We start from the raw sequence: 17922 nt of genomic DNA on the forward strand, positions 1-17922 counted from the left end.
GTTTTTTTATCTCTGTAAGCCGGGTAAGGCGAAGCCGCCACCCGGCAAAACAGCTTACTGCTTCGGCTCAGCAACCACTTTGCTACCCAGACCGCGGTTGTTGTATTCCCACATGCGGTTGAAGTTAGCGTCGTTCAGGTTGCGCTGCACGTTTCCTTTATCGTCCACCGCACCGGTATTGCCGGAGAACGGACGTTTGGAGATCGCGGCATCCGCCCACGGCTTCGCCATGTTAAAGCCTTCGTTGATCACGCTGTCGCGGATCACCACCTGACCGTTGGTTGCAGAGTCCACATCCAGGGAGCGGCCCAGCTGCGCCACGCCGTCACCGGCAGCGTTAAAGCGGCTGTTTACGGCCAGGAAACCGAAGAACAGGTTAGACTGCGTCGCTGGTGCAAAGACATAGCCTTCCTGCTGAGTACGCGAGTTCACCACGCGGAAGTCGGTGTTATCGAACACCACCGCGCCACGACCGGATACCAGGTCAACATCACCTTCGACGTAGCTGTTAGTCACCAGCGTACGGGTCAGGCGGTTGTTCTGCAGGGTGTTCTGTACACCGCTGTTGGTCACGAAGAAGGTGTTCTGACGGCCGAGAATGTTAACGTTGTTGATCTGTACTTTATCACCATCGCTACGCAGCGCGACGGCCTGATGGTTACCTGCATCGACGCTGTCACCCAGGGTGTTCTGAATGGTCAGGTTTTGCAGCTGCAAGCCATTATTCTGAGACCAGAATACCGCTGAGCACATCACCCCAATGGTGGCAGAACGCTTGCTCTGGCAGTTATCAAACATGTACCACGCAGGTTTGCCCGGCATATATTTACCGGCTGGGTTCACCAGGCGACGCCAGGCGTTGCTGTCGATTTCTGAATCAATCGCCAGGCCAATTTTTACATCGATCGCTTTTTCGCCCAGACCGTAAAGGGTAATGCTGCCTGGTGCCGCCGGAACGTAAACGGTGCCTTCATATTCGCCTGGCAGGATCGCGATGTACTGACGAGAAGCGCTGTGCTTCGTGATGGCCGCATCAACCGCAGCCTGAATAGAGGTATGCGTTACACCCTGCGCACCTGCCGGCCCAACGACGAAGTCAGGCTGTTTTGGCAGGTTAATAGAAGACGGTGTCCACGGCGCAGCGTTGGGTTCCATCGCCGAGAAGTAGTGTGCACGGTCGAAGTTCTTCGCTTCATCAGCGGACAAAATCGGGCGGGAGGCGGTACCCGGTGCTACCTGCTCAGAAGGCAGCTGATCCGGTGGTGTTGAACTGCATGCGGATAATGTCACGCCAAAGGCGAGTGCTAACGCCAGACGGGAAATCCTGGAAATGTTCAAGGTAAAGCTCCTGGGTATGCAAGTCTTAACGGGATAGACGAAATAGCCTGCTTTTTTATACTAAGTTGAGCGAAACGGGAAGTTAAAAAGGGTAAAAGTTGCATTTTTTGCCCTCGGGGGGCGGGAAAGTCATCACAAATAAATAACATTTTCCATCAGGACGGTTGACAGCGGGCAGTGGATGAAAATAAATGTCTATACAACCCATGACAAGTGGAATACCCATGCAGCAGCTTCATCCCGACGATGTAATATGGCGAAATGCGCGACTGGCAACGATGGATCCGGAAGGCACCGCTCCGTATGGCCTGAAAGAGCAACACGCTCTGGTGGTGCGCGGCCAAACCATTCAGGCCGTGATCCCTGAATCTGAAATACCTTCAGGACACCGTCACAGCGTCGATCTTCAGGGACGTCTGGTTACACCAGGCCTGATTGACTGCCATACCCACCTGGTGTTTGGCGGCGATCGCGCGGCAGAATGGGAGCAGCGTCTGAACGGTGTCTCTTATCAAACAATCAGCGCCCAGGGAGGCGGGATTAACGCTACCGTGACGGCGACGCGCAACAGTTCACCCGAAACGTTGCTTAAACTGGCCCAGCAGCGGCTTCAGCGTCTGATGAATGAAGGTGTCACCACGGTTGAAATCAAATCCGGATACGGGCTAAACGCCGATGCCGAAGAGAAGATGCTGCAGGTTGCACGCCAACTGAGCCTCAATAATCCGGTTGATATCAGCCCAACGCTGCTGGCGGCTCATGCGGTTCCGCCGGAATTCCGACAGGATCCGGATGCGTACCTCACGCTGGTCTGTGAGCAGATCCTGCCCATGCTGTGGCAAAAAGAGTTGTTTGAAGCTGTCGACGTATTTTGCGAAAACGTCGGCTTTACCCCGTCGCAAACCGAGCGCCTCTTCAAGGCCGCCGCCGCGCTCGGCATCCCGGTGAAAGGGCACGTCGAGCAGCTGTCGAATCAGGGCGGTGCGGCGCTGGTCAGCCGATATAAGGGGCTGTCGGCCGATCATATCGAATACCTGGATGATGCAGGCGTTCAGGCGATGGCACAAAGCGGGACCGTTGCCGTATTGCTGCCTGGCGCGTTCTATTTTCTTCAGGAGCGCCAGCGTCCGCCGGTTGAACAGCTCAGAAAACAGGGGGTACCGATGGCGGTCGCGACCGACTATAACCCCGGAACCAGCCCGTTTGCGAGTCTGCACCTGGCGATGAACATGGCCTGCGTCCAGTTTGGTCTGACCCCTGAAGAGGCCTGGGCTGGCGTCACGCGGCATGCCGCGCAGGCGCTGGGTCGTGGCGCAACCCACGGACAGCTTAGGGCAGGGTTTGTCGCCGATTTTATCGTCTGGGATGCTCACCATCCGGTTGAGATGGTCTATGAGCCTGGACGCAATCCGCTGTATCAGCGTATTTTCCGTGGGGAGGCAGTATGAGGTTATGGCGGCCGGTAGCCGAAACGGTCTGGCAGGGGCGCGACGACAGCGCCGAGGCCAGCAATGCAACGCGCATTTTCCAGACGATAAAGCAGCAGGGGCAGTTCACGCCGCTTCCATCCGGCATCGCGCTGATAGGCTTTGAATGTGATGAAGGGGTTAAACGCAATCATGGCAGGCCCGGCGCCGTGCAGGCACCGGATATGCTGCGGAAAGCGCTGGCGAATATGGCAAGCCATCAGGGGCACGAACGGCTGGCGGATATGGGCTCGTTTTATGTTGAAGGCGACAAGCTGGAAGCGGCACAGCAGGCGTTAAGCGATGCCGTCACGGCCTGCCAGCAGTCCGGGATGTGCACGCTGGTCTTTGGCGGCGGTCATGAGACCGCGTGGGCGCACGGTCGGGGCATTCTGGATGCGTTCCCGAACGAGCGCGTGGTGGTGATCAATCTTGATGCCCATCTTGACCTGCGCAAGGCCGACCGGGCGACGTCCGGCACCCCGTTTCGCCAGCTGGCGCATTACTGCGATGAGCGCGGGCGGGAGTTTCAGTACGCCTGCTTTGGCGTGAGCCGGGCGGCGAACACGCTGGCGCTGTGGGATGAGGCCGAACGCCTGAACGTCACGCTGGTGGAAGATCTCCATTTCAGGCGCGATGCGCTACCCGCACTGGAAAAGGTGCTGGCGCAGGCCGATCGTATCTATCTGACGATCGATCTGGACGTCCTCCCCGCGAGCGAAATGCCTGCCGTGTCCGCACCGGCCGCGTTAGGCATACCGGTGCTGGATCTTCTGCCGGTTATCGAACAAATCTGCCGCAGCGGTAAGCTACAGGCCGCCGATCTGGTAGAGTTTAACCCGCAGTACGATCGGGACGGACAGGGCGCAAAGCTTGCCGCCCGTCTGGCCTGGCAAATTGCTCACTGGTGGGCATAACACTATTCAAGGAGTCACGATGTTTTCACGCTCACCTCTGCCGCAGTCGAGCCCTCCCGCACCTTTCTACGAAAAGGTGAAGCAGGCGATAAGCGAAAAAATCGCCACCGGCGTCTGGCGGCCGCACGATCGCATTCCCTCGGAAGCCGAGCTGGTGGCGCAGTTTGGTTTTAGCCGGATGACCGTCAACCGGGCGCTGCGCGAACTGACCGACGAAGGTCTTCTGGTGCGCTTGCAGGGGGTCGGAACGTTTGTGGCAGAACCGAAAGGGCAATCTGCCCTGTTTGAAATCCGCAGTATTGCCGATGAGATCACCGCGCGTAACCATCAGCACCGCTGTGAGGTGCTGGTGCTCGAAGAGACCCAGGCCAGCGCCGAGCAGGCCGTAGAGCTGAATGTCAAAGAGGGGAGCCGGATCTTCCACTCCGTGATGGTGCATTTCGAAAACGACATTCCGGTGCAGATTGAAGATCGCTGCGTTAACGCCGAACGGATACCGGACTACCTGAACCAGGATTACACCCACACCACGCCGCACGCCTACCTTTCGCTTGTTGCACCGCTGACGGAAGGGGAGCACATTGTGGAGGCCGTGCGCGCCACGCCGCAGGAGTGTGAACGGCTGCGCATTAAAGAGCACGATCCATGCCTGCTGATCCGTCGTCGTACATGGTCGTCATCGCAAATTGTGTCGCATGCCCGGCTGCTTTTCCCGGGTAACCGTTACCGGCTGCAGGGCCACTTTATGTCATAAGTTTTAAAAGCGTGATAGCTAACGCAATATAACAAAATTGTATCTTTTTTGTTAAAGCTGACCTTGTGTGTGCTTGTCTATACAAGTATATCTAAATGCATCATCTGTCCCGTATGAGGAGCACACAATGTCGTCAGGTAAATACCGCCAGCAGGATGTCCGCGCTCCGCGCGGCACCACCCTTACCGCAAAAAGCTGGCTCACCGAAGCCCCGCTGCGCATGTTGATGAACAACCTTGATCCTGAGGTCGCGGAGAACCCCCACGAGCTGGTGGTCTACGGCGGCATAGGCCGTGCCGCGCGCAACTGGGAGTGCTATGACGCAATTGTAAAATCTCTGACTCACCTCGAACACGACGAAACCCTGCTGGTGCAGTCCGGCAAACCGGTTGGCGTATTCAAAACGCACAAGAACGCGCCGCGCGTGCTGATTGCTAACTCTAACCTCGTGCCGCACTGGGCCACCTGGGAACACTTCAACGAACTGGACGCTAAAGGGCTGGCGATGTATGGCCAGATGACCGCGGGTAGCTGGATCTACATCGGCAGCCAGGGAATTGTCCAGGGCACCTACGAGACCTTCGTGGAAGCCGGTCGCCAGCACTATAACGGCTCGCTCAAAGGCCGCTGGGTGCTGACCGCGGGTCTGGGCGGCATGGGGGGGGCGCAGCCGCTGGCCGCCACGCTTGCCGGCGCGTGCTCGCTCAACATTGAGTGCCAGCAGAGCCGCATTGATTTCCGTCTGCGTACCCGTTACGTCGACGAACAGGCAACCAGCCTGGACGATGCGCTGGCGCGTATCAAAAAATACACGTCTGAAGGCAAAGCGGTGTCGATTGCCCTGTGCGGCAACGCGGCAGATATTCTTCCTGAACTCGTCGCCCGCGGCGTCCGTCCGGATCTGGTTACCGACCAGACCAGCGCCCATGATCCTTTGCACGGTTACCTGCCAAAAGGCTGGACGTGGGAAGCCTACCAGCAAAAAGCGGAAACCGATCCAGAAGGTACGGTACTTGCTGCCAAACGTTCCATGGCCGAGCATGTCTCCGCCATGCTGGCCTTTAGTAAGATGGGCATTCCTACCTTTGATTACGGCAACAACATCCGCCAGATGGCGAAAGAGATGGGCGTGAATAATGCCTTCGACTTCCCGGGGTTCGTTCCTGCTTATATTCGCCCGCTGTTCTGCCGCGGTATCGGTCCGTTCCGCTGGGTTGCCCTGTCCGGTGACCCGGAGGATATCTACAAAACCGACGCCAAAGTGAAAGAGATTGTCGCGGATGACGAACACCTGCACCACTGGCTGGATATGGCCCGCGAGCGCATCAACTTCCAGGGCTTACCGGCGCGCATCTGCTGGGTAGGGCTGGAGTGGCGGCAAAAACTGGGTCTGGCCTTTAACGAAATGGTGCGCAGCGGCGAAGTCTCCGCGCCGATTGTGATTGGTCGTGACCATCTGGACTCCGGTTCCGTTGCCAGCCCGAACCGTGAAACCGAAGCCATGCGCGACGGTTCGGATGCAGTCTCCGACTGGCCTTTGCTGAACGCCTTACTGAATACCGCCAGCGGCGCGACCTGGGTATCGCTGCACCACGGTGGTGGCGTGGGAATGGGCTTCTCCCAACATTCCGGGATGGTTATTGTCTGTGACGGAACGGATGAAGCTGCTGCGCGTATCGCTCGCGTGCTGCACAACGACCCGGCAACCGGCGTGATGCGTCACGCAGACGCTGGTTACGAGATTGCCATTGAATGTGCCAAAGAGCAGGGGCTAAACCTGCCGATGATCGCTGCCACACAAGGAAATCATGAATGAACGCCTTAACACTCACCCCCGGCTCACTGACGCTCAAACAACTGCGTAGCGTCTGGCGTCAACCGGTCACGCTCTCGCTTGATGAAAGTGCCCACGCCGCGATCAACGACAGCGTTGCCTGCGTCGAAGCCATTGTTGCCGAAGGGCGCACCGCCTACGGGATTAACACTGGTTTTGGGCTGCTGGCGCAGACACGTATTGCGACACACGATCTGGAGAACTTACAGCGTTCGCTGGTGCTTTCACACGCGGCGGGGGTTGGTCAGCCGCTGGATGATGAGATTGTCCGCCTGATGATGGTGCTAAAAATCAACAGCCTGGCGCGCGGTTTCTCGGGCATTCGCCTGAGCGTGATCCAGGCGTTGATGGCGCTGGTGAACGCAGAAGTCTATCCGTGGATCCCGGCAAAAGGTTCTGTCGGTGCATCCGGCGATCTCGCGCCGCTGGCGCACATGTCGCTGCTGCTGCTCGGTGAAGGGCAGGCGCGCTGGCAGGGTGCGTGGCTTCCTGCGAAAGAGGCGCTGAAAAAAGCCGGGTTGAACCCGATCACCCTGGCGGCAAAAGAGGGGCTGGCGCTGCTGAACGGTACTCAGGCGTCGACGGCATTCGCTTTACGCGGCCTGTTTGAGGCTGAAGATCTGTTCGCCTCAGCAGTGGTGTGCGGTGCCCTGACGACTGAAGCCGTACTGGGCTCGCGTCGCCCGTTTGACGCGCGTATTCACGAGGTGCGCGGCCAGCGTGGGCAAATTGATGCCGCCGCGATGTACCGTCATGTTCTCACCGAAACCAGTGGTATTGCAGATTCACACCACAACTGTGAAAAGGTGCAGGATCCATATTCCCTGCGTTGCCAGCCGCAGGTAATGGGCGCGTGCCTGACGCAACTGCGCCAGGCGGCAGAGGTATTGCTGGTGGAAGCCAACGCGGTGTCCGATAACCCACTGGTATTCGCGCAGGAAAATGAAGTGGTGTCCGGGGGCAACTTCCACGCCGAGCCGGTGGCAATGGCGGCGGATAACATTGCCCTGGCGATTGCTGAAGTCGGTGCGTTGTCTGAACGTCGCATTGCGTTGATGATGGATAAGCACATGTCTCAGCTGCCACCGTTCCTGGTACGTAACGGCGGGGTTAACTCGGGCTTTATGATTGCCCAGGTGACGGCGGCGGCGCTGGCGAGCGAGAACAAAGCCCTGTCGCACCCGCACAGCGTGGACAGCCTGCCAACATCGGCAAACCAGGAAGATCACGTTTCTATGGCTCCGGCTGCCGGGCGTCGTTTGTGGGAGATGGCATCCAACACCCGTGGCGTGCTGGCCGTGGAATGGCTGGCGGCGTGTCAGGGAGTCGATCTGCGCGAAGGGCTGAAGTCCAGTCCGCTGCTGGAGCAGGCGCGTCATACGCTGCGCGAGCATGTATCGCATTATGACGACGACCGCTTCTTTGCGCCGGATATTGATAAAGCGATGCAGCTTCTGGAAGAAGGGCGGCTGGTGGGGCTGTTGCCTTCGGTGCTGTGATTTTTTGCCCGGTGGCGCTGCGCTTACCGGGCCTACGAGTGCGAAATGTAGGCCGGGTAAGGCGTAGCCGCCACCCGGTTTTTTTTATGAATACATCGCCGTAATCGACGCGCTGCCAAGCGTATGGAAATGTACGTTAAACCCCACCATCGCGCCGCTCGCCCCTTCATCCACCTCAATCTTGTCCACATCCAGCGCATGCACCGTGAAGATATAGCGGTGGGTTTCCCCTTTTGGCGGCGCTGCGCCACCGTAACCCGCTTTACCAAAATCGGTACGGGTCTGAATCGCGCCTTCAGGCAGAGCAACCAGGCCTGAGCCGGAACCCTGTGGCAGTACGCGTGTGTCGGCGGGCAGGTTCGCCACAATCCAGTGCCACCAGCCTGAGCCTGTCGGTGCATCCGGGTCGTAGCAGGTGACCACAAAACTTTTGGTTCCGGCCGGAACCTCGTCCCACGCCAGGTGCGGGGAGATATTATCCCCCTGGTACCCCATGCCGTTGAAAACATGACGCTCCGGCAGTTTTTCACCGTCGCGCAGATCTTTACTGATGATTTTCATACGCTTTACCCTCGTTAATCACTCGTGCAGAAAGTGTAATGCATAGGGTTAAATCGCGAAATGCGCGGGAAGATTAACGGCTTCGACGACAGCGTCGGTGAGCTTACGCAACTGAACGGGCGTAATGATATACGGCGGCATCAGATAGATAAGCTTGCCGAATGGGCGAACCCAGACGCCACGTTCGACAAAGAAGCGCTGCAGCGCTGCCATATTCACCGGATGGGTGGTTTCAATCACGCCAATGGCGCCCAGCACGCGTACGTCCGCCACAAAATTCGCACCCGAGGCGGCGCTCAGCTCTTCTTTCAACTGCGTCTCTATCGCCGCAACCTGCGTTTGCCACTCGCCGCTTTCCAGAATGGCAAGGCTTTCGCTCGCCACCGCGCAGGCCAGCGGATTACCCATAAACGTCGGGCCGTGCATAAAGCAGCCCGCTTCACCGTCGCTTATGGTGTCGGCAACGTGACGGGTGGTGAGTGTGGCGGAAAGCGTCATCGTACCGCCGGTGAGCGCTTTACCCAGACACAGAATATCTGGCGCGATGCCCGCATGTTCACAGGCAAACAGCTTACCCGTACGGCCAAAACCGGTGGCGATCTCATCGGCAATCAGCAGAATGCCCTCGCGATCGCACATCTTGCGAATACGCCTCAGCCACTCCGGGTGGTACATCCGCATCCCGCCGGCGCCCTGCACAATAGGCTCCAGGATCACCGCGGCGATTTCGTGACGATGCGCCGCCATCAGGCGGGCGAAACCGACCATGTCCATCTCGTTCCACTCGCCGTCGAAGCGGCTCTGCGGGGCCGGAGCAAACAGGTTTTCCGGCAGATACCCCTTCCACAGGCTGTGCATAGAGTTATCCGGATCGCACACCGACATCGCCCCGAAGGTATCCCCGTGATAGCCGTTGCGGAAGGTCAGGAACCGCTGGCGCGTTTCGCCCTTCGCGTGCCAGTACTGCAGCGCCATTTTCATCGCCACTTCCACCGCCACGGAGCCGGAGTCGGCCAGGAACACGCACTCCAGCGATTCAGGCGTCATCGCCACCAGGCGACGGCATAAATCCACCGCGGGCTGATGGGTTATCCCGCCAAACATCACGTGCGACATCTGGTCAATCTGCGCTTTCATCGCCGCATTCAGGCGCGGGTGGTTGTACCCATGAATAGCTGCCCACCAGGAAGACATCCCGTCAACCAGCGGCTCACCGCTGGCGAGGTGTAGCTCGCAACCGCGTGCTGAAGCCACCGGGTAGACGGGAAGAGGGCGGGTGGTAGAGGTGTAAGGGTGCCAGATATGCTGCTTGTCGAAGGCGAGATCGTCCTGGGTCATAATCGACTTGTAAACCATTTTGAAAAGTTTTAGGTTTACGAGTATAAACCGAACCGAAAATTAACAAAACCCTTTGGAGAAGCCCAATGGCTCACCACGCACGCTGGACGATGTCGCAAGTCACTGAATTATTTAACAAGCCTTTCCTTGAGCTGATGTTTGAAGCCCAGCAGGTACATCGTCAGCACTTCGACCCCCGCCATGTACAGGTCAGTACGCTGCTGTCGATCAAGACCGGTGCCTGCCCTGAAGATTGCAAATATTGCCCACAGAGCGCGCGTTATAAAACCGGTCTGGAATCTGAACGGCTGATGGAAGTCGAGCAGGTGCTCGACTCCGCCCGTAAGGCGAAAAACGCTGGCTCGACCCGCTTCTGCATGGGCGCCGCGTGGAAAAACCCGCACGATCGCGACATGCCGTATCTGGAGCAGATGGTGAAGGGTGTTAAGGAGATGGGACTCGAAGCCTGTATGACCCTTGGCACGCTGAATGAAGAGCAGGCGCAGCGCCTCTCTGCGGCAGGCCTGGATTACTACAACCACAACCTCGACACGTCGCCAGAGTTTTACGGCAATATCATCACCACGCGAACCTACCAGGAGCGTCTGGACACGCTGGATAAAGTCCGTGATGCCGGTATTAAGGTCTGTTCAGGCGGTATTGTGGGCTTAGGTGAAACGGTGAAAGATCGCGCGGGTCTGCTGCTGCAGCTGGCGAACCTGCCAACGCCGCCGGAAAGCGTGCCGATCAACATGCTGGTGAAGGTCAAAGGCACGCCGCTGGCGGATAACGAAGACGTGGATGCGTTTGACTTTATCCGCACCATTGCGGTGGCGCGTATCATGATGCCGACCTCTTTCGTTCGCCTCTCCGCAGGTCGCGAGCAGATGAACGAACAGACCCAGGCGATGTGCTTTATGGCCGGGGCCAACTCCATCTTCTACGGCTGCAAGCTGCTGACCACACCGAACCCGGAAGAGGATAAAGACGTTCAGCTGTTCCGTAAGCTGGGGCTTAACCCGCATCAGACCGAGGTGCTGACGGGTGATAACGAGCAACAGCAGCAGCTGGAGCAGCAGATATTCAACGCCGACACCGACCAGTTCTACAACGCGGCAGCCGTATGACCTGGCAGGCACGTATCCATTCCGCGCTGGAAGAGCGCCGGGCGGCAGAGGCGTTTCGCGTCCGCAGGGTGGTTGAAAACGGTGCAGGCCGTTTTCTTACCCGTGATAACCGGCAGTTTTGTAATTTCTCCAGCAATGATTATCTCGGGCTGAGCCAGCATCCGGCCATCGTCCGCGCCTGGCAGCAGGGGGCGGAGCGATTTGGCGTGGGCAGCGGCGGTTCGGGACATGTCAGCGGATACACTACAGCGCATCAGGCGCTGGAGGAGGAGCTTGCCGACTGGCTGGGTTACCCGCGTGCGTTGCTGTTTATCTCTGGTTTTGCCGCGAATCAGGCGGTTATCGCTGCCCTGATGGGAAAAGATGACCGCATTGTTGCCGACCGTTTAAGCCACGCCTCGCTGCTGGAGGCGGCAAATTTGAGCCCGGCTCAGCTGCGCCGTTTTGCCCATAACGATGCGGGACAGCTTGCTACGCTGCTGGATAAACCCTGCGACGGTCAACAGCTGGCGGTCACGGAAGGGGTGTTCAGCATGGACGGCGACAGCGCGCCGCTTGCCGCGCTGCACGAGGCAGCAAAAAGGCAAAACGCCTGGCTGTTGGTCGACGATGCCCACGGTATTGGTGTGATGGGGGATGAAGGACGCGGCAGCGCGCATCAGCAAGGCGTGAAGCCGGAACTGCTGATTGTGACCTTCGGCAAAGGCTTTGGCGTGAGCGGAGCCGCTGTATTGTGCAGTGAGTCCGTTGCTGACTATCTGCTGCAGTTTGCCCGGCATTTGATCTACAGCACCAGCATGCCACCCGCCCAGGCCGTGGCGTTATCTGCGTCAATGGCGGTGATCCGCAGCCAGGAAGGCAAAGAACGTCGTGCGCGTCTGGCGGAACATATTCAGCGTTTTCGTCAGGGGTTGTGTCATCTTCCTTTCCGCAGTACCGATTCGCAAAGCGCCATCCAGCCGGTGATCGTGGGTGAAAACAGTCTGGCGCTCACGCTGGCAGAGACGCTGCGCGAGAAGGGGATGTGGGTCACTGCCATCCGTCCACCCACCGTGCCACCGGGCACGGCGCGTCTGCGTCTGACACTGACGGCGGCGCACGAAGCAGAGGACATTTCGGTACTTCTGGAGGCTCTGTATGTCGCCAGTCAATAAACAGGCCATTGCGGCGGCGTTTGGCCGGGCGGCACGCAGCTATTCGCAGCATGATGAACTCCAGCGCCAGAGTGCACGGGAGTTACTGGCTTTACTCGGCGAGAGCCGTTTTGCGCAGGTGCTGGATGCCGGATGTGGTCCCGGCGGGAATAGTCGATACTGGCGCGAGTCGGGAAGCCACGTTACGGCCATTGACCTGTCATCAGACATGCTTGATGAGGCGCGTCATCAGCAGGCTGCGCACCACTATCTGGTGGCGGATATCGAGGCCATTCCGTTGGCTGAGGCACAATTTGATCTGGTCTGGAGCCATCTGGCAGTGCAATGGTGTAACAGCCTGCCACTGGCGTTAAGCGAGCTTTATCGCGTGGCGCGTCCGGGTGGCAAGGTGGCCTTTACCACGCTGCTGGAAAGCTCGCTACCGGAGCTGGATCAGGCGTGGCGAGCAGTTGATGAACAGCCGCATGCCAACCGATTTTTATCGCATGATCAGGTCACGCAGGCGCTGGCAGGCTGGCGCTATCGAAGCACGGTGCAGGTCATCACCCTCAATTTCAGCGATGCCGTCAGTGCCATGCGCTCGCTCAAGGGCATTGGTGCCACGCACCTGCATGCCGGACGCGAGAAAAAGCCTCTCACTCGTGGGCAGTTGCAACACCTGGTGCTGGCCTGGCCACAGCAGCGGGGGCATTTCCCGCTCTCTTATCAACTTTTTCATGGGATTATCGAACGTGACTGAACGGTATTTTGTCACCGGAACGGATACGGAAGTGGGCAAAACAGTTGCCAGTTCTGCACTGTTACAGGCGGCGCGTCAGAGGGGAAAAACAACTGCTGGCTATAAGCCAGTTGCCTCCGGCAGCGAGATGACTGCGGAAGGGTTACGCAACACCGACGCGCTGGCGCTGCAGCGTAACAGCACCCTTAAACTCGACTATTCAGCGGTGAATCCCTACACCTTCGCCGAGCCGACGTCGCCGCACATTATCAGCGCCGACGAAGGCCGGCCGATTGATTTCGCCGTGCTGTCTGCCGGGTTGCGGACACTGGAAAATCAGGCAAACTGGGTGCTGGTGGAGGGGGCAGGCGGCTGGTTTACGCCGCTCTCGGATACACAGACGTTTGCTGACTGGGTACGGGCCGAGCAGCTTCCGGTCATTCTTGTTGTCGGCGTCAAGCTGGGCTGCATCAATCACGCTATGTTGACCGCACAGGCCGTACAGCAGGCTGGACTGCGTCTGGCGGGCTGGATTGCCAACGACGTGGTTGAACCGGGTAAACGGCACCAGGAGTATCTGACGACGCTCAGGCGTGTCCTTCCCGCGCCGTGCCTCGGGGAAATTCCCTGGCTTGCTGACGGCGCGGAAAATGCCGAAACGGGTCATTATCTCGATCTCAGCGTCTTGCTTCCCGCGACATCCAGTGAGCGATGAGCTCGTCATCCAGTTCCTTAACGTGGCCCTGCGCCACGTTACGCCCGCGATAGAGCATACAGAAACGGTCCGCAACCCGGCGGATAAACGACAGCTGCTGTTCAGCTAATAACACCGTCATACCTAACTCCCGGTTTAAGCGCGCCAGCAGCTGCCCCAGCTTCTGGGCAAAGCCATGACCTGCACCATGCATGGGTTCATCCAGAATCAGCATTTGCGGGCGATTCACCAGCGCATTGGCCAGAGCCAACTGATACTGGTCGTCGGGTGAGAGCGCGTTGGCGCGGGTCTGTCGCAGCGCGTAGAGCTCCGGGAAAAGGTCGTAAACATCGCTTTTTGCTTCCGGGTCGGGTTTTCCCGTTGCCCGCATGGCAATATGCAGATTCTCCTCGATCGTTAACTGGGAGAAAATCCGCCTGTCCTGCGGGACATAGCCTATTTTCGGGTCTGAACGTTGTTCTGATGGCGGGTTGAGCAAATCACATGGCGGGGCCCCTGCTTCATGCCAGATAATCGTGCCGCTCTCGACGGGTAATTTACCGGCGATGCAATTCATGAGCGTGGTTTTTCCCATTCCCGGCAGGCCAACTACGCCTGTACACATCCCCTGCGGAAAATCTAAATCCACGTTCCATAGCGTATGTTGGCTTCCGTAAAACTGATTCACTGCACGCAGACTCAACATCTTTCTCTCCTTAAAAATGTGTGTAGGTGAGGCTCATTTTGATTGTGCAAAACTCCTGCCAGAAACCTGAAGGTGATTAAAAAAAGAGCTTTTTTAGGAGTAAGCCTCAACGTTGCGGGATGACAAATTGACGATTTGCACATCGACGGTGCCGGAGATGTTGAGTTGTGGTGCAAGGCAGGAAATGACGGAAATGTGAGCAAGATCCCATCGGTTGGTTATGAATGACGCAACTGTTAATCATCAAAAAATAGCTATAAAAATTTTTTGTTGCTGTCTCATGGGAAAATCCGGGAATTTGCTGAGCGGCAGTCTGCACGGGCTGGAAGCAGTTATCCACTATTCCTGTGGATAACCATGTGCATTAGAGTTAGAAAACACGCGATAAGCGAGAGAAGACGCGGCTTACGCCCAAATTGGCGCGAAACGCGGCTTTAGGAAATATCGCTTATTATTTAATTGGTTAGATAAAAGCAATTCCCGTAATGAAAGTGTCACCGGTTGCCATAAAACTATCATTACCTGGCTTGACAAATGTTAAAAAAGAAAAAGTTCTGGGGATAACCTGGCCCGGGTGGTGTTTTATGTTGTCAGAGTCCAAACTTTGACCGCTATTGCGCTAATCATTCAGACGCTACTCTAAATATCCTGACATGCTACTGGTTTTTCATCCAGTGTTTTTTACTGGCATTCCTGGCAACAAGGAGTAAAATTACTCACCTGCCGCTTATAACGTCATCAGGTTGTCGCCCATGAGTAAACCGTTCAAATTGAATTCTGCTTTCCGTCCATCTGGCGATCAGCCTGAGGCGATCCGTCGTCTGGAGGAGGGGCTGGAAGATGGGCTGGCGCACCAGACGCTGCTGGGGGTAACCGGCTCGGGCAAAACGTTTACCATTGCCAACGTTATCGCGGACCTCCAGCGTCCCACAATGGTGCTTGCCCCCAACAAAACCCTGGCCGCGCAGCTTTATGGTGAGATGAAAGAGTTCTTCCCGGATAACGCGGTGGAATATTTTGTCTCCTACTACGATTACTACCAGCCTGAAGCCTATGTGCCGAGCTCTGACACCTTCATTGAGAAAGATGCCTCGGTAAACGAACACATTGAGCAGATGCGTCTTTCCGCAACGAAGGCGCTGCTTGAGCGTCGTGATGTGGTGGTGGTGGCGTCTGTTTCTGCGATCTACGGTCTGGGCGATCCGGATCTGTATCTCAAGATGATGCTGCACCTGACGCAGGGGATGATCATCGATCAGCGTGCGATTTTACGCCGTCTCGCAGAGCTGCAGTACACCCGCAACGACCAGGCGTTCCAGCGTGGCACCTTCCGCGTACGCGGCGAGGTGATCGACATCTTCCCGGCAGAATCGGACGACATGGCGCTGCGCGTCGAGTTGTTTGACGAAGAGGTTGAACGCCTGTCGCTATTTGACCCGCTGACCGGCCACATCGAGTCGGTGATCCTGCGCTTCACCATCTACCCGAAAACGCACTACGTCACGCCACGCGAGCGTATCGTGCAGGCGATGGAGGAGATCAAAGTGGAGCTGGCCGAGCGCCGTAAGGTGCTGCTGGCGAACAATAAGCTGCTGGAAGAGCAACGTCTGAGCCAGCGTACCCAGTTTGACCTTGAGATGATGAACGAGCTGGGCTACTGCTCCGGCATCGAAAACTACTCACGCTTCCTCTCCGGGCGCGGGCCGGGCGAGCCGCCGCCGACGCTGTTTGATTACCTCCCGGCAGACGGTTTGCTGGTGATCGACGAATCCCACGTCACTATCCCACAGATCGGCGGGATGTACCGCGGTGACCGCGCGCGTAAAGAGACGCTGGTGGAGTATGGTTTCCGACTGCCATCGGCGCTGGATAACCGTCCGATGAAGTTTGAAGAGTTCGAGGCGCTAGCGCCGCAAACCATTTACGTGTCGGCAACGCCAGGCAGCTACGAGCTGGAGAAATCAGGCGACGAGGTGGTTGATCAGGTGGTGCGTCCAACAGGGCTGCTGGATCCGGTCATTGAAGTCCGGCCGGTGGCGACTCAGGTGGATGACCTGCTTTCTGAGATCCGCGCCCGTTCCGCCATTAATGAGCGCGTGCTGGTGACCACGCTCACCAAGCGCATGGCAGAAGACCTGACCGAGTATCTGGAAGAGCACGGTGAGAAGGTGCGTTATCTGCACTCGGATATTGATACGGTTGAGCGTATGGAGATTATCCGCGACCTGCGTCTGGGCGAGTTTGACGTGCTGGTGGGGATCAACCTGTTGCGAGAAGGTCTGGATATGCCGGAAGTCTCGCTGGTGGCGATTCTGGATGCAGACAAAGAGGGCTTCCTGCGTTCTGAGCGTTCGCTGATTCAGACCATTGGCCGCGCCGCGCGTAACGTTAACGGTAAAGCGATTCTGTACGGCGACAAAATTACGCCGTCGATGGCGAAAGCGATTGGTGAAACGGAGCGCCGCCGCGAGAAGCAGCAGCGCTACAACGAAGAGCACGGCATCATCCCTCAGGGGCTGAACAAGAAGGTGGTGGATATCCTGGCGCTGGGTCAGAACATTGCGAAGACCAAAACGAAAGGTCGCGGCAAGGCGCGTTCAGTGGTGGAAGAGGATACCGTCGTGCTGACGCCGAAAGCGTTGCAGCAGAAAATCCACGAGCTGGAAGGGCAGATGATGCAGCACGCGCAGAATCTGGAGTTCGAAGAGGCGGCGCAGGTCCGCGACCAGTTGCATCAGTTGCGGGATCTTTTCATCGCGGCATCGTAGTGGATTTTGCCCGGTAGCGCAGCGCCACCGGGGATATTTGGTTATCCCAGCGCCTGAATCGCTTTCTCCAGCGCCTCACGCAGCAGGTGGCGGTCATGGCGGTATTTGATGTCTGTGGCCTCCAGCGGCTCCTGCACTACCAGACGATCGCCGATACCGGATACATCAACCTTCGGCCCGACCACCACGCCGTCAATGATCTTCTTCCCGACGTAATGCTCCATTAAATTCAGTTTGTCCGGCAGTGATAAGCTCGCTGCTGCCGGGCTCAGCTCACGGCCCAGGTTACCGATGTAAACCATCGGGGCAGGGGTGCGTCGCAGCGCCTGTGCCAGCTCTTTCACCAGCAGAATCGGCATCAGGCTGGTATAAAAACTGCCCGGACCGATCAGGATAAGATCCGCTTCTCCGATTGCCTCCACCGCTTCTCGCGTGGCGGGTACGCTCGGGTAGGTCATTAACTCTGTTGGCGGCAGGACGAGTTGGTCAATATTCACCTCGCCGTAAACTTCATGTCCTTCGGCATCGATTGCCATCAAGTCAACCGGTTGTTCAGACATAGGGATCAGGAATGCATCCACTTTAAGCAGATTACGGATTAAATTGATGGCTTCCAGAGGCCGTACGCTCAGGTGATCAAGCGCCTTTAACATCAAGTTTCCGAGGTTATGCCCGGAAAGTTCGCCATTACCGCCAAAACGGTACTCAAACATCGCCGAAGCAACGCTCGGTTCTGTAATTAACTGGTTCAGACAGTTGCGCATGTCTCCCCAGGCAATGCCGCCTTCGGCACGACGGATGCGTCCGGTTGAGCCACCGTTATCGGTGGTGGTTACTATCCCTGTCAACCTTGAGCCGAGTGACGACAAAGAGGACATCACCCGACCCAGACCGTGGCCTCCGCCAAGAGCGACTACCCGGTCAAGATCCGCAAAAGTGCGATTGCGCATACGTATTCCTTATCACGTTTGATCGCGTAACAGTAACCTAACTACCCCTAAAAGACGATGCCTCAGCCGATGCAAAATGACGTATATCAATGTGAAAG

General features: G+C 57.4%; 15 protein-coding genes. 10 read left to right on the forward strand and 5 right to left on the reverse strand.

Translation table 11 applies throughout. From position 1 onward, the window contains the following. Positions 1-54: 54 nt before the first annotated feature. Positions 55-1338 carry a putative acyl-CoA thioester hydrolase gene (locus AAHF05_RS06395; protein WP_128347835.1) on the reverse strand — a complete coding sequence of 428 codons (1284 nt, stop codon included), beginning with the start codon at positions 1336-1338 and terminating at the stop codon, positions 55-57. A gap of 224 nt (positions 1339-1562) precedes the next feature. On the opposite strand from AAHF05_RS06395, the gene hutI reads away from it, so the two are divergent. The 5 genes from hutI to hutH all read left to right on the forward strand — a co-directional run bounded on the left by hutI (position 1563) and on the right by hutH (position 7808). After that, positions 1563-2786, forward strand: coding sequence for an imidazolonepropionase (gene hutI / locus AAHF05_RS06400; RefSeq protein WP_129323547.1), 1224 nt, complete (start codon positions 1563-1565; stop codon positions 2784-2786). Then, entirely contained in the window at positions 2783-3721 is a 939-nt protein-coding gene (gene hutG, locus AAHF05_RS06405; protein WP_129323546.1) for a formimidoylglutamase, read from the forward strand. The genes hutI and hutG overlap by 4 nt, the downstream gene beginning before the upstream one ends. Before the next feature lie 19 nt (positions 3722-3740). Beyond that, positions 3741-4475, forward strand: coding sequence for a histidine utilization repressor (locus AAHF05_RS06410; protein WP_108090563.1), 735 nt, complete (start codon positions 3741-3743; stop codon positions 4473-4475). Between the two features lie 127 nt (positions 4476-4602). After that, positions 4603-6291 (forward strand): urocanate hydratase, encoded by a 1689-nt coding sequence (gene hutU, locus AAHF05_RS06415; RefSeq protein WP_049005771.1) that lies wholly within the window; start codon positions 4603-4605, stop codon positions 6289-6291. Further along, positions 6288-7808 carry a histidine ammonia-lyase gene (gene hutH / locus AAHF05_RS06420; RefSeq protein WP_129323545.1) on the forward strand — a complete coding sequence of 507 codons (1521 nt, stop codon included), beginning with the start codon at positions 6288-6290 and terminating at the stop codon, positions 7806-7808. Before hutU ends, hutH begins: the two co-directional genes overlap by 4 nt. 84 nt (positions 7809-7892) lie before the next feature. On the opposite strand, the gene AAHF05_RS06425 is transcribed toward hutH, so the two are convergent. After that, positions 7893-8369, reverse strand: coding sequence for a kinase inhibitor (locus tag AAHF05_RS06425; RefSeq protein ID WP_108090560.1), 477 nt, complete (start codon positions 8367-8369; stop codon positions 7893-7895). 48 nt (positions 8370-8417) lie between these two features. Then, entirely contained in the window at positions 8418-9725 is a 1308-nt protein-coding gene (gene bioA / locus AAHF05_RS06430; protein ID WP_129323544.1) for an adenosylmethionine--8-amino-7-oxononanoate transaminase, read from the reverse strand. Positions 9726-9793: 68 nt separating this feature from the next. Between bioA and bioB the strand changes: the two genes are divergently transcribed. Genes bioB through bioD form a run of 4 tightly spaced genes read left to right on the forward strand, consistent with a single transcriptional unit; the run spans position 9794 to position 13421 of the window. Continuing rightward, positions 9794-10834: a biotin synthase BioB gene (gene bioB, locus AAHF05_RS06435; RefSeq protein ID WP_108090558.1), complete on the forward strand. Its 1041-nt coding sequence runs from the start codon at positions 9794-9796 to the stop codon at positions 10832-10834. Further along, complete coding sequence (bioF, locus tag AAHF05_RS06440; RefSeq protein ID WP_129323543.1) at positions 10831-11988, forward strand: 8-amino-7-oxononanoate synthase; 1158 nt, start codon at positions 10831-10833, stop codon at positions 11986-11988. Before bioB ends, bioF begins: the two co-directional genes overlap by 4 nt. Then, positions 11972-12727, forward strand: a complete 756-nt coding sequence (bioC, locus tag AAHF05_RS06445) for a malonyl-ACP O-methyltransferase BioC (protein WP_129323542.1) — start codon at positions 11972-11974, stop codon at positions 12725-12727. Before bioF ends, bioC begins: the two co-directional genes overlap by 17 nt. Further along, the gene (gene bioD / locus AAHF05_RS06450) at positions 12720-13421 is read left to right on the forward strand and encodes a dethiobiotin synthase (RefSeq protein WP_206737100.1); all 702 of its coding nucleotides are present in this window, start codon (positions 12720-12722) and stop codon (positions 13419-13421) included. The genes bioC and bioD overlap by 8 nt, the downstream gene beginning before the upstream one ends. Here the strand turns inward: bioD and AAHF05_RS06455 are convergent. Continuing rightward, on the reverse strand, positions 13384-14106 hold the full coding sequence (locus tag AAHF05_RS06455) for an ABC transporter ATP-binding protein (protein ID WP_129323540.1): 723 nt from the start codon (positions 14104-14106) through the stop codon (positions 13384-13386). The two genes, bioD and AAHF05_RS06455, sit on opposite strands and share 38 nt — an antisense overlap. A 752-nt stretch (positions 14107-14858) precedes the next feature. Between AAHF05_RS06455 and uvrB the strand changes: the two genes are divergently transcribed. Continuing rightward, positions 14859-16874, forward strand: a complete 2016-nt coding sequence (gene uvrB / locus AAHF05_RS06460; RefSeq protein WP_129323539.1) for an excinuclease ABC subunit UvrB — start codon at positions 14859-14861, stop codon at positions 16872-16874. Between the two features lie 41 nt (positions 16875-16915). Here uvrB and yvcK read toward each other — a convergent pair whose 3' ends face one another. Continuing rightward, on the reverse strand, positions 16916-17824 hold the full coding sequence (gene yvcK / locus AAHF05_RS06465) for a uridine diphosphate-N-acetylglucosamine-binding protein YvcK (protein ID WP_028019391.1): 909 nt from the start codon (positions 17822-17824) through the stop codon (positions 16916-16918). Between the last annotated feature and the right edge of the window lie 98 nt (positions 17825-17922).

It is taken from the genome of Enterobacter adelaidei (assembly GCF_041937165.1).
Lineage (GTDB): Bacteria > Pseudomonadota > Gammaproteobacteria > Enterobacterales > Enterobacteriaceae > Enterobacter > Enterobacter adelaidei.

What these genes read in the sequence shown, in the direction of transcription:
- hutI (WP_129323547.1), top strand. Translation starts at nt 1,563, where the DNA reads ATGCAGCAGCTTCATCCCGACGATGTAATATGGCGAAATGCGCGACTG.
- hutG (WP_129323546.1), top strand. Translation starts at nt 2,783, where the DNA reads ATGAGGTTATGGCGGCCGGTAGCCGAAACGGTCTGGCAGGGGCGCGAC.
- AAHF05_RS06410 (WP_108090563.1), top strand. Translation starts at nt 3,741, where the DNA reads ATGTTTTCACGCTCACCTCTGCCGCAGTCGAGCCCTCCCGCACCTTTC.
- hutU (WP_049005771.1), top strand. Translation starts at nt 4,603, where the DNA reads ATGTCGTCAGGTAAATACCGCCAGCAGGATGTCCGCGCTCCGCGCGGC.
- hutH (WP_129323545.1), top strand. Translation starts at nt 6,288, where the DNA reads ATGAACGCCTTAACACTCACCCCCGGCTCACTGACGCTCAAACAACTG.
- AAHF05_RS06425 (WP_108090560.1), bottom strand. Translation starts at nt 8,369, where the DNA reads ATGAAAATCATCAGTAAAGATCTGCGCGACGGTGAAAAACTGCCGGAG.
- bioA (WP_129323544.1), bottom strand. Translation starts at nt 9,725, where the DNA reads ATGGTTTACAAGTCGATTATGACCCAGGACGATCTCGCCTTCGACAAG.
- bioB (WP_108090558.1), top strand. Translation starts at nt 9,794, where the DNA reads ATGGCTCACCACGCACGCTGGACGATGTCGCAAGTCACTGAATTATTT.
- bioF (WP_129323543.1), top strand. Translation starts at nt 10,831, where the DNA reads ATGACCTGGCAGGCACGTATCCATTCCGCGCTGGAAGAGCGCCGGGCG.
- bioC (WP_129323542.1), top strand. Translation starts at nt 11,972, where the DNA reads ATGTCGCCAGTCAATAAACAGGCCATTGCGGCGGCGTTTGGCCGGGCG.
- AAHF05_RS06455 (WP_129323540.1), bottom strand. Translation starts at nt 14,106, where the DNA reads ATGTTGAGTCTGCGTGCAGTGAATCAGTTTTACGGAAGCCAACATACG.
- uvrB (WP_129323539.1), top strand. Translation starts at nt 14,859, where the DNA reads ATGAGTAAACCGTTCAAATTGAATTCTGCTTTCCGTCCATCTGGCGAT.
- yvcK (WP_028019391.1), bottom strand. Translation starts at nt 17,824, where the DNA reads ATGCGCAATCGCACTTTTGCGGATCTTGACCGGGTAGTCGCTCTTGGC.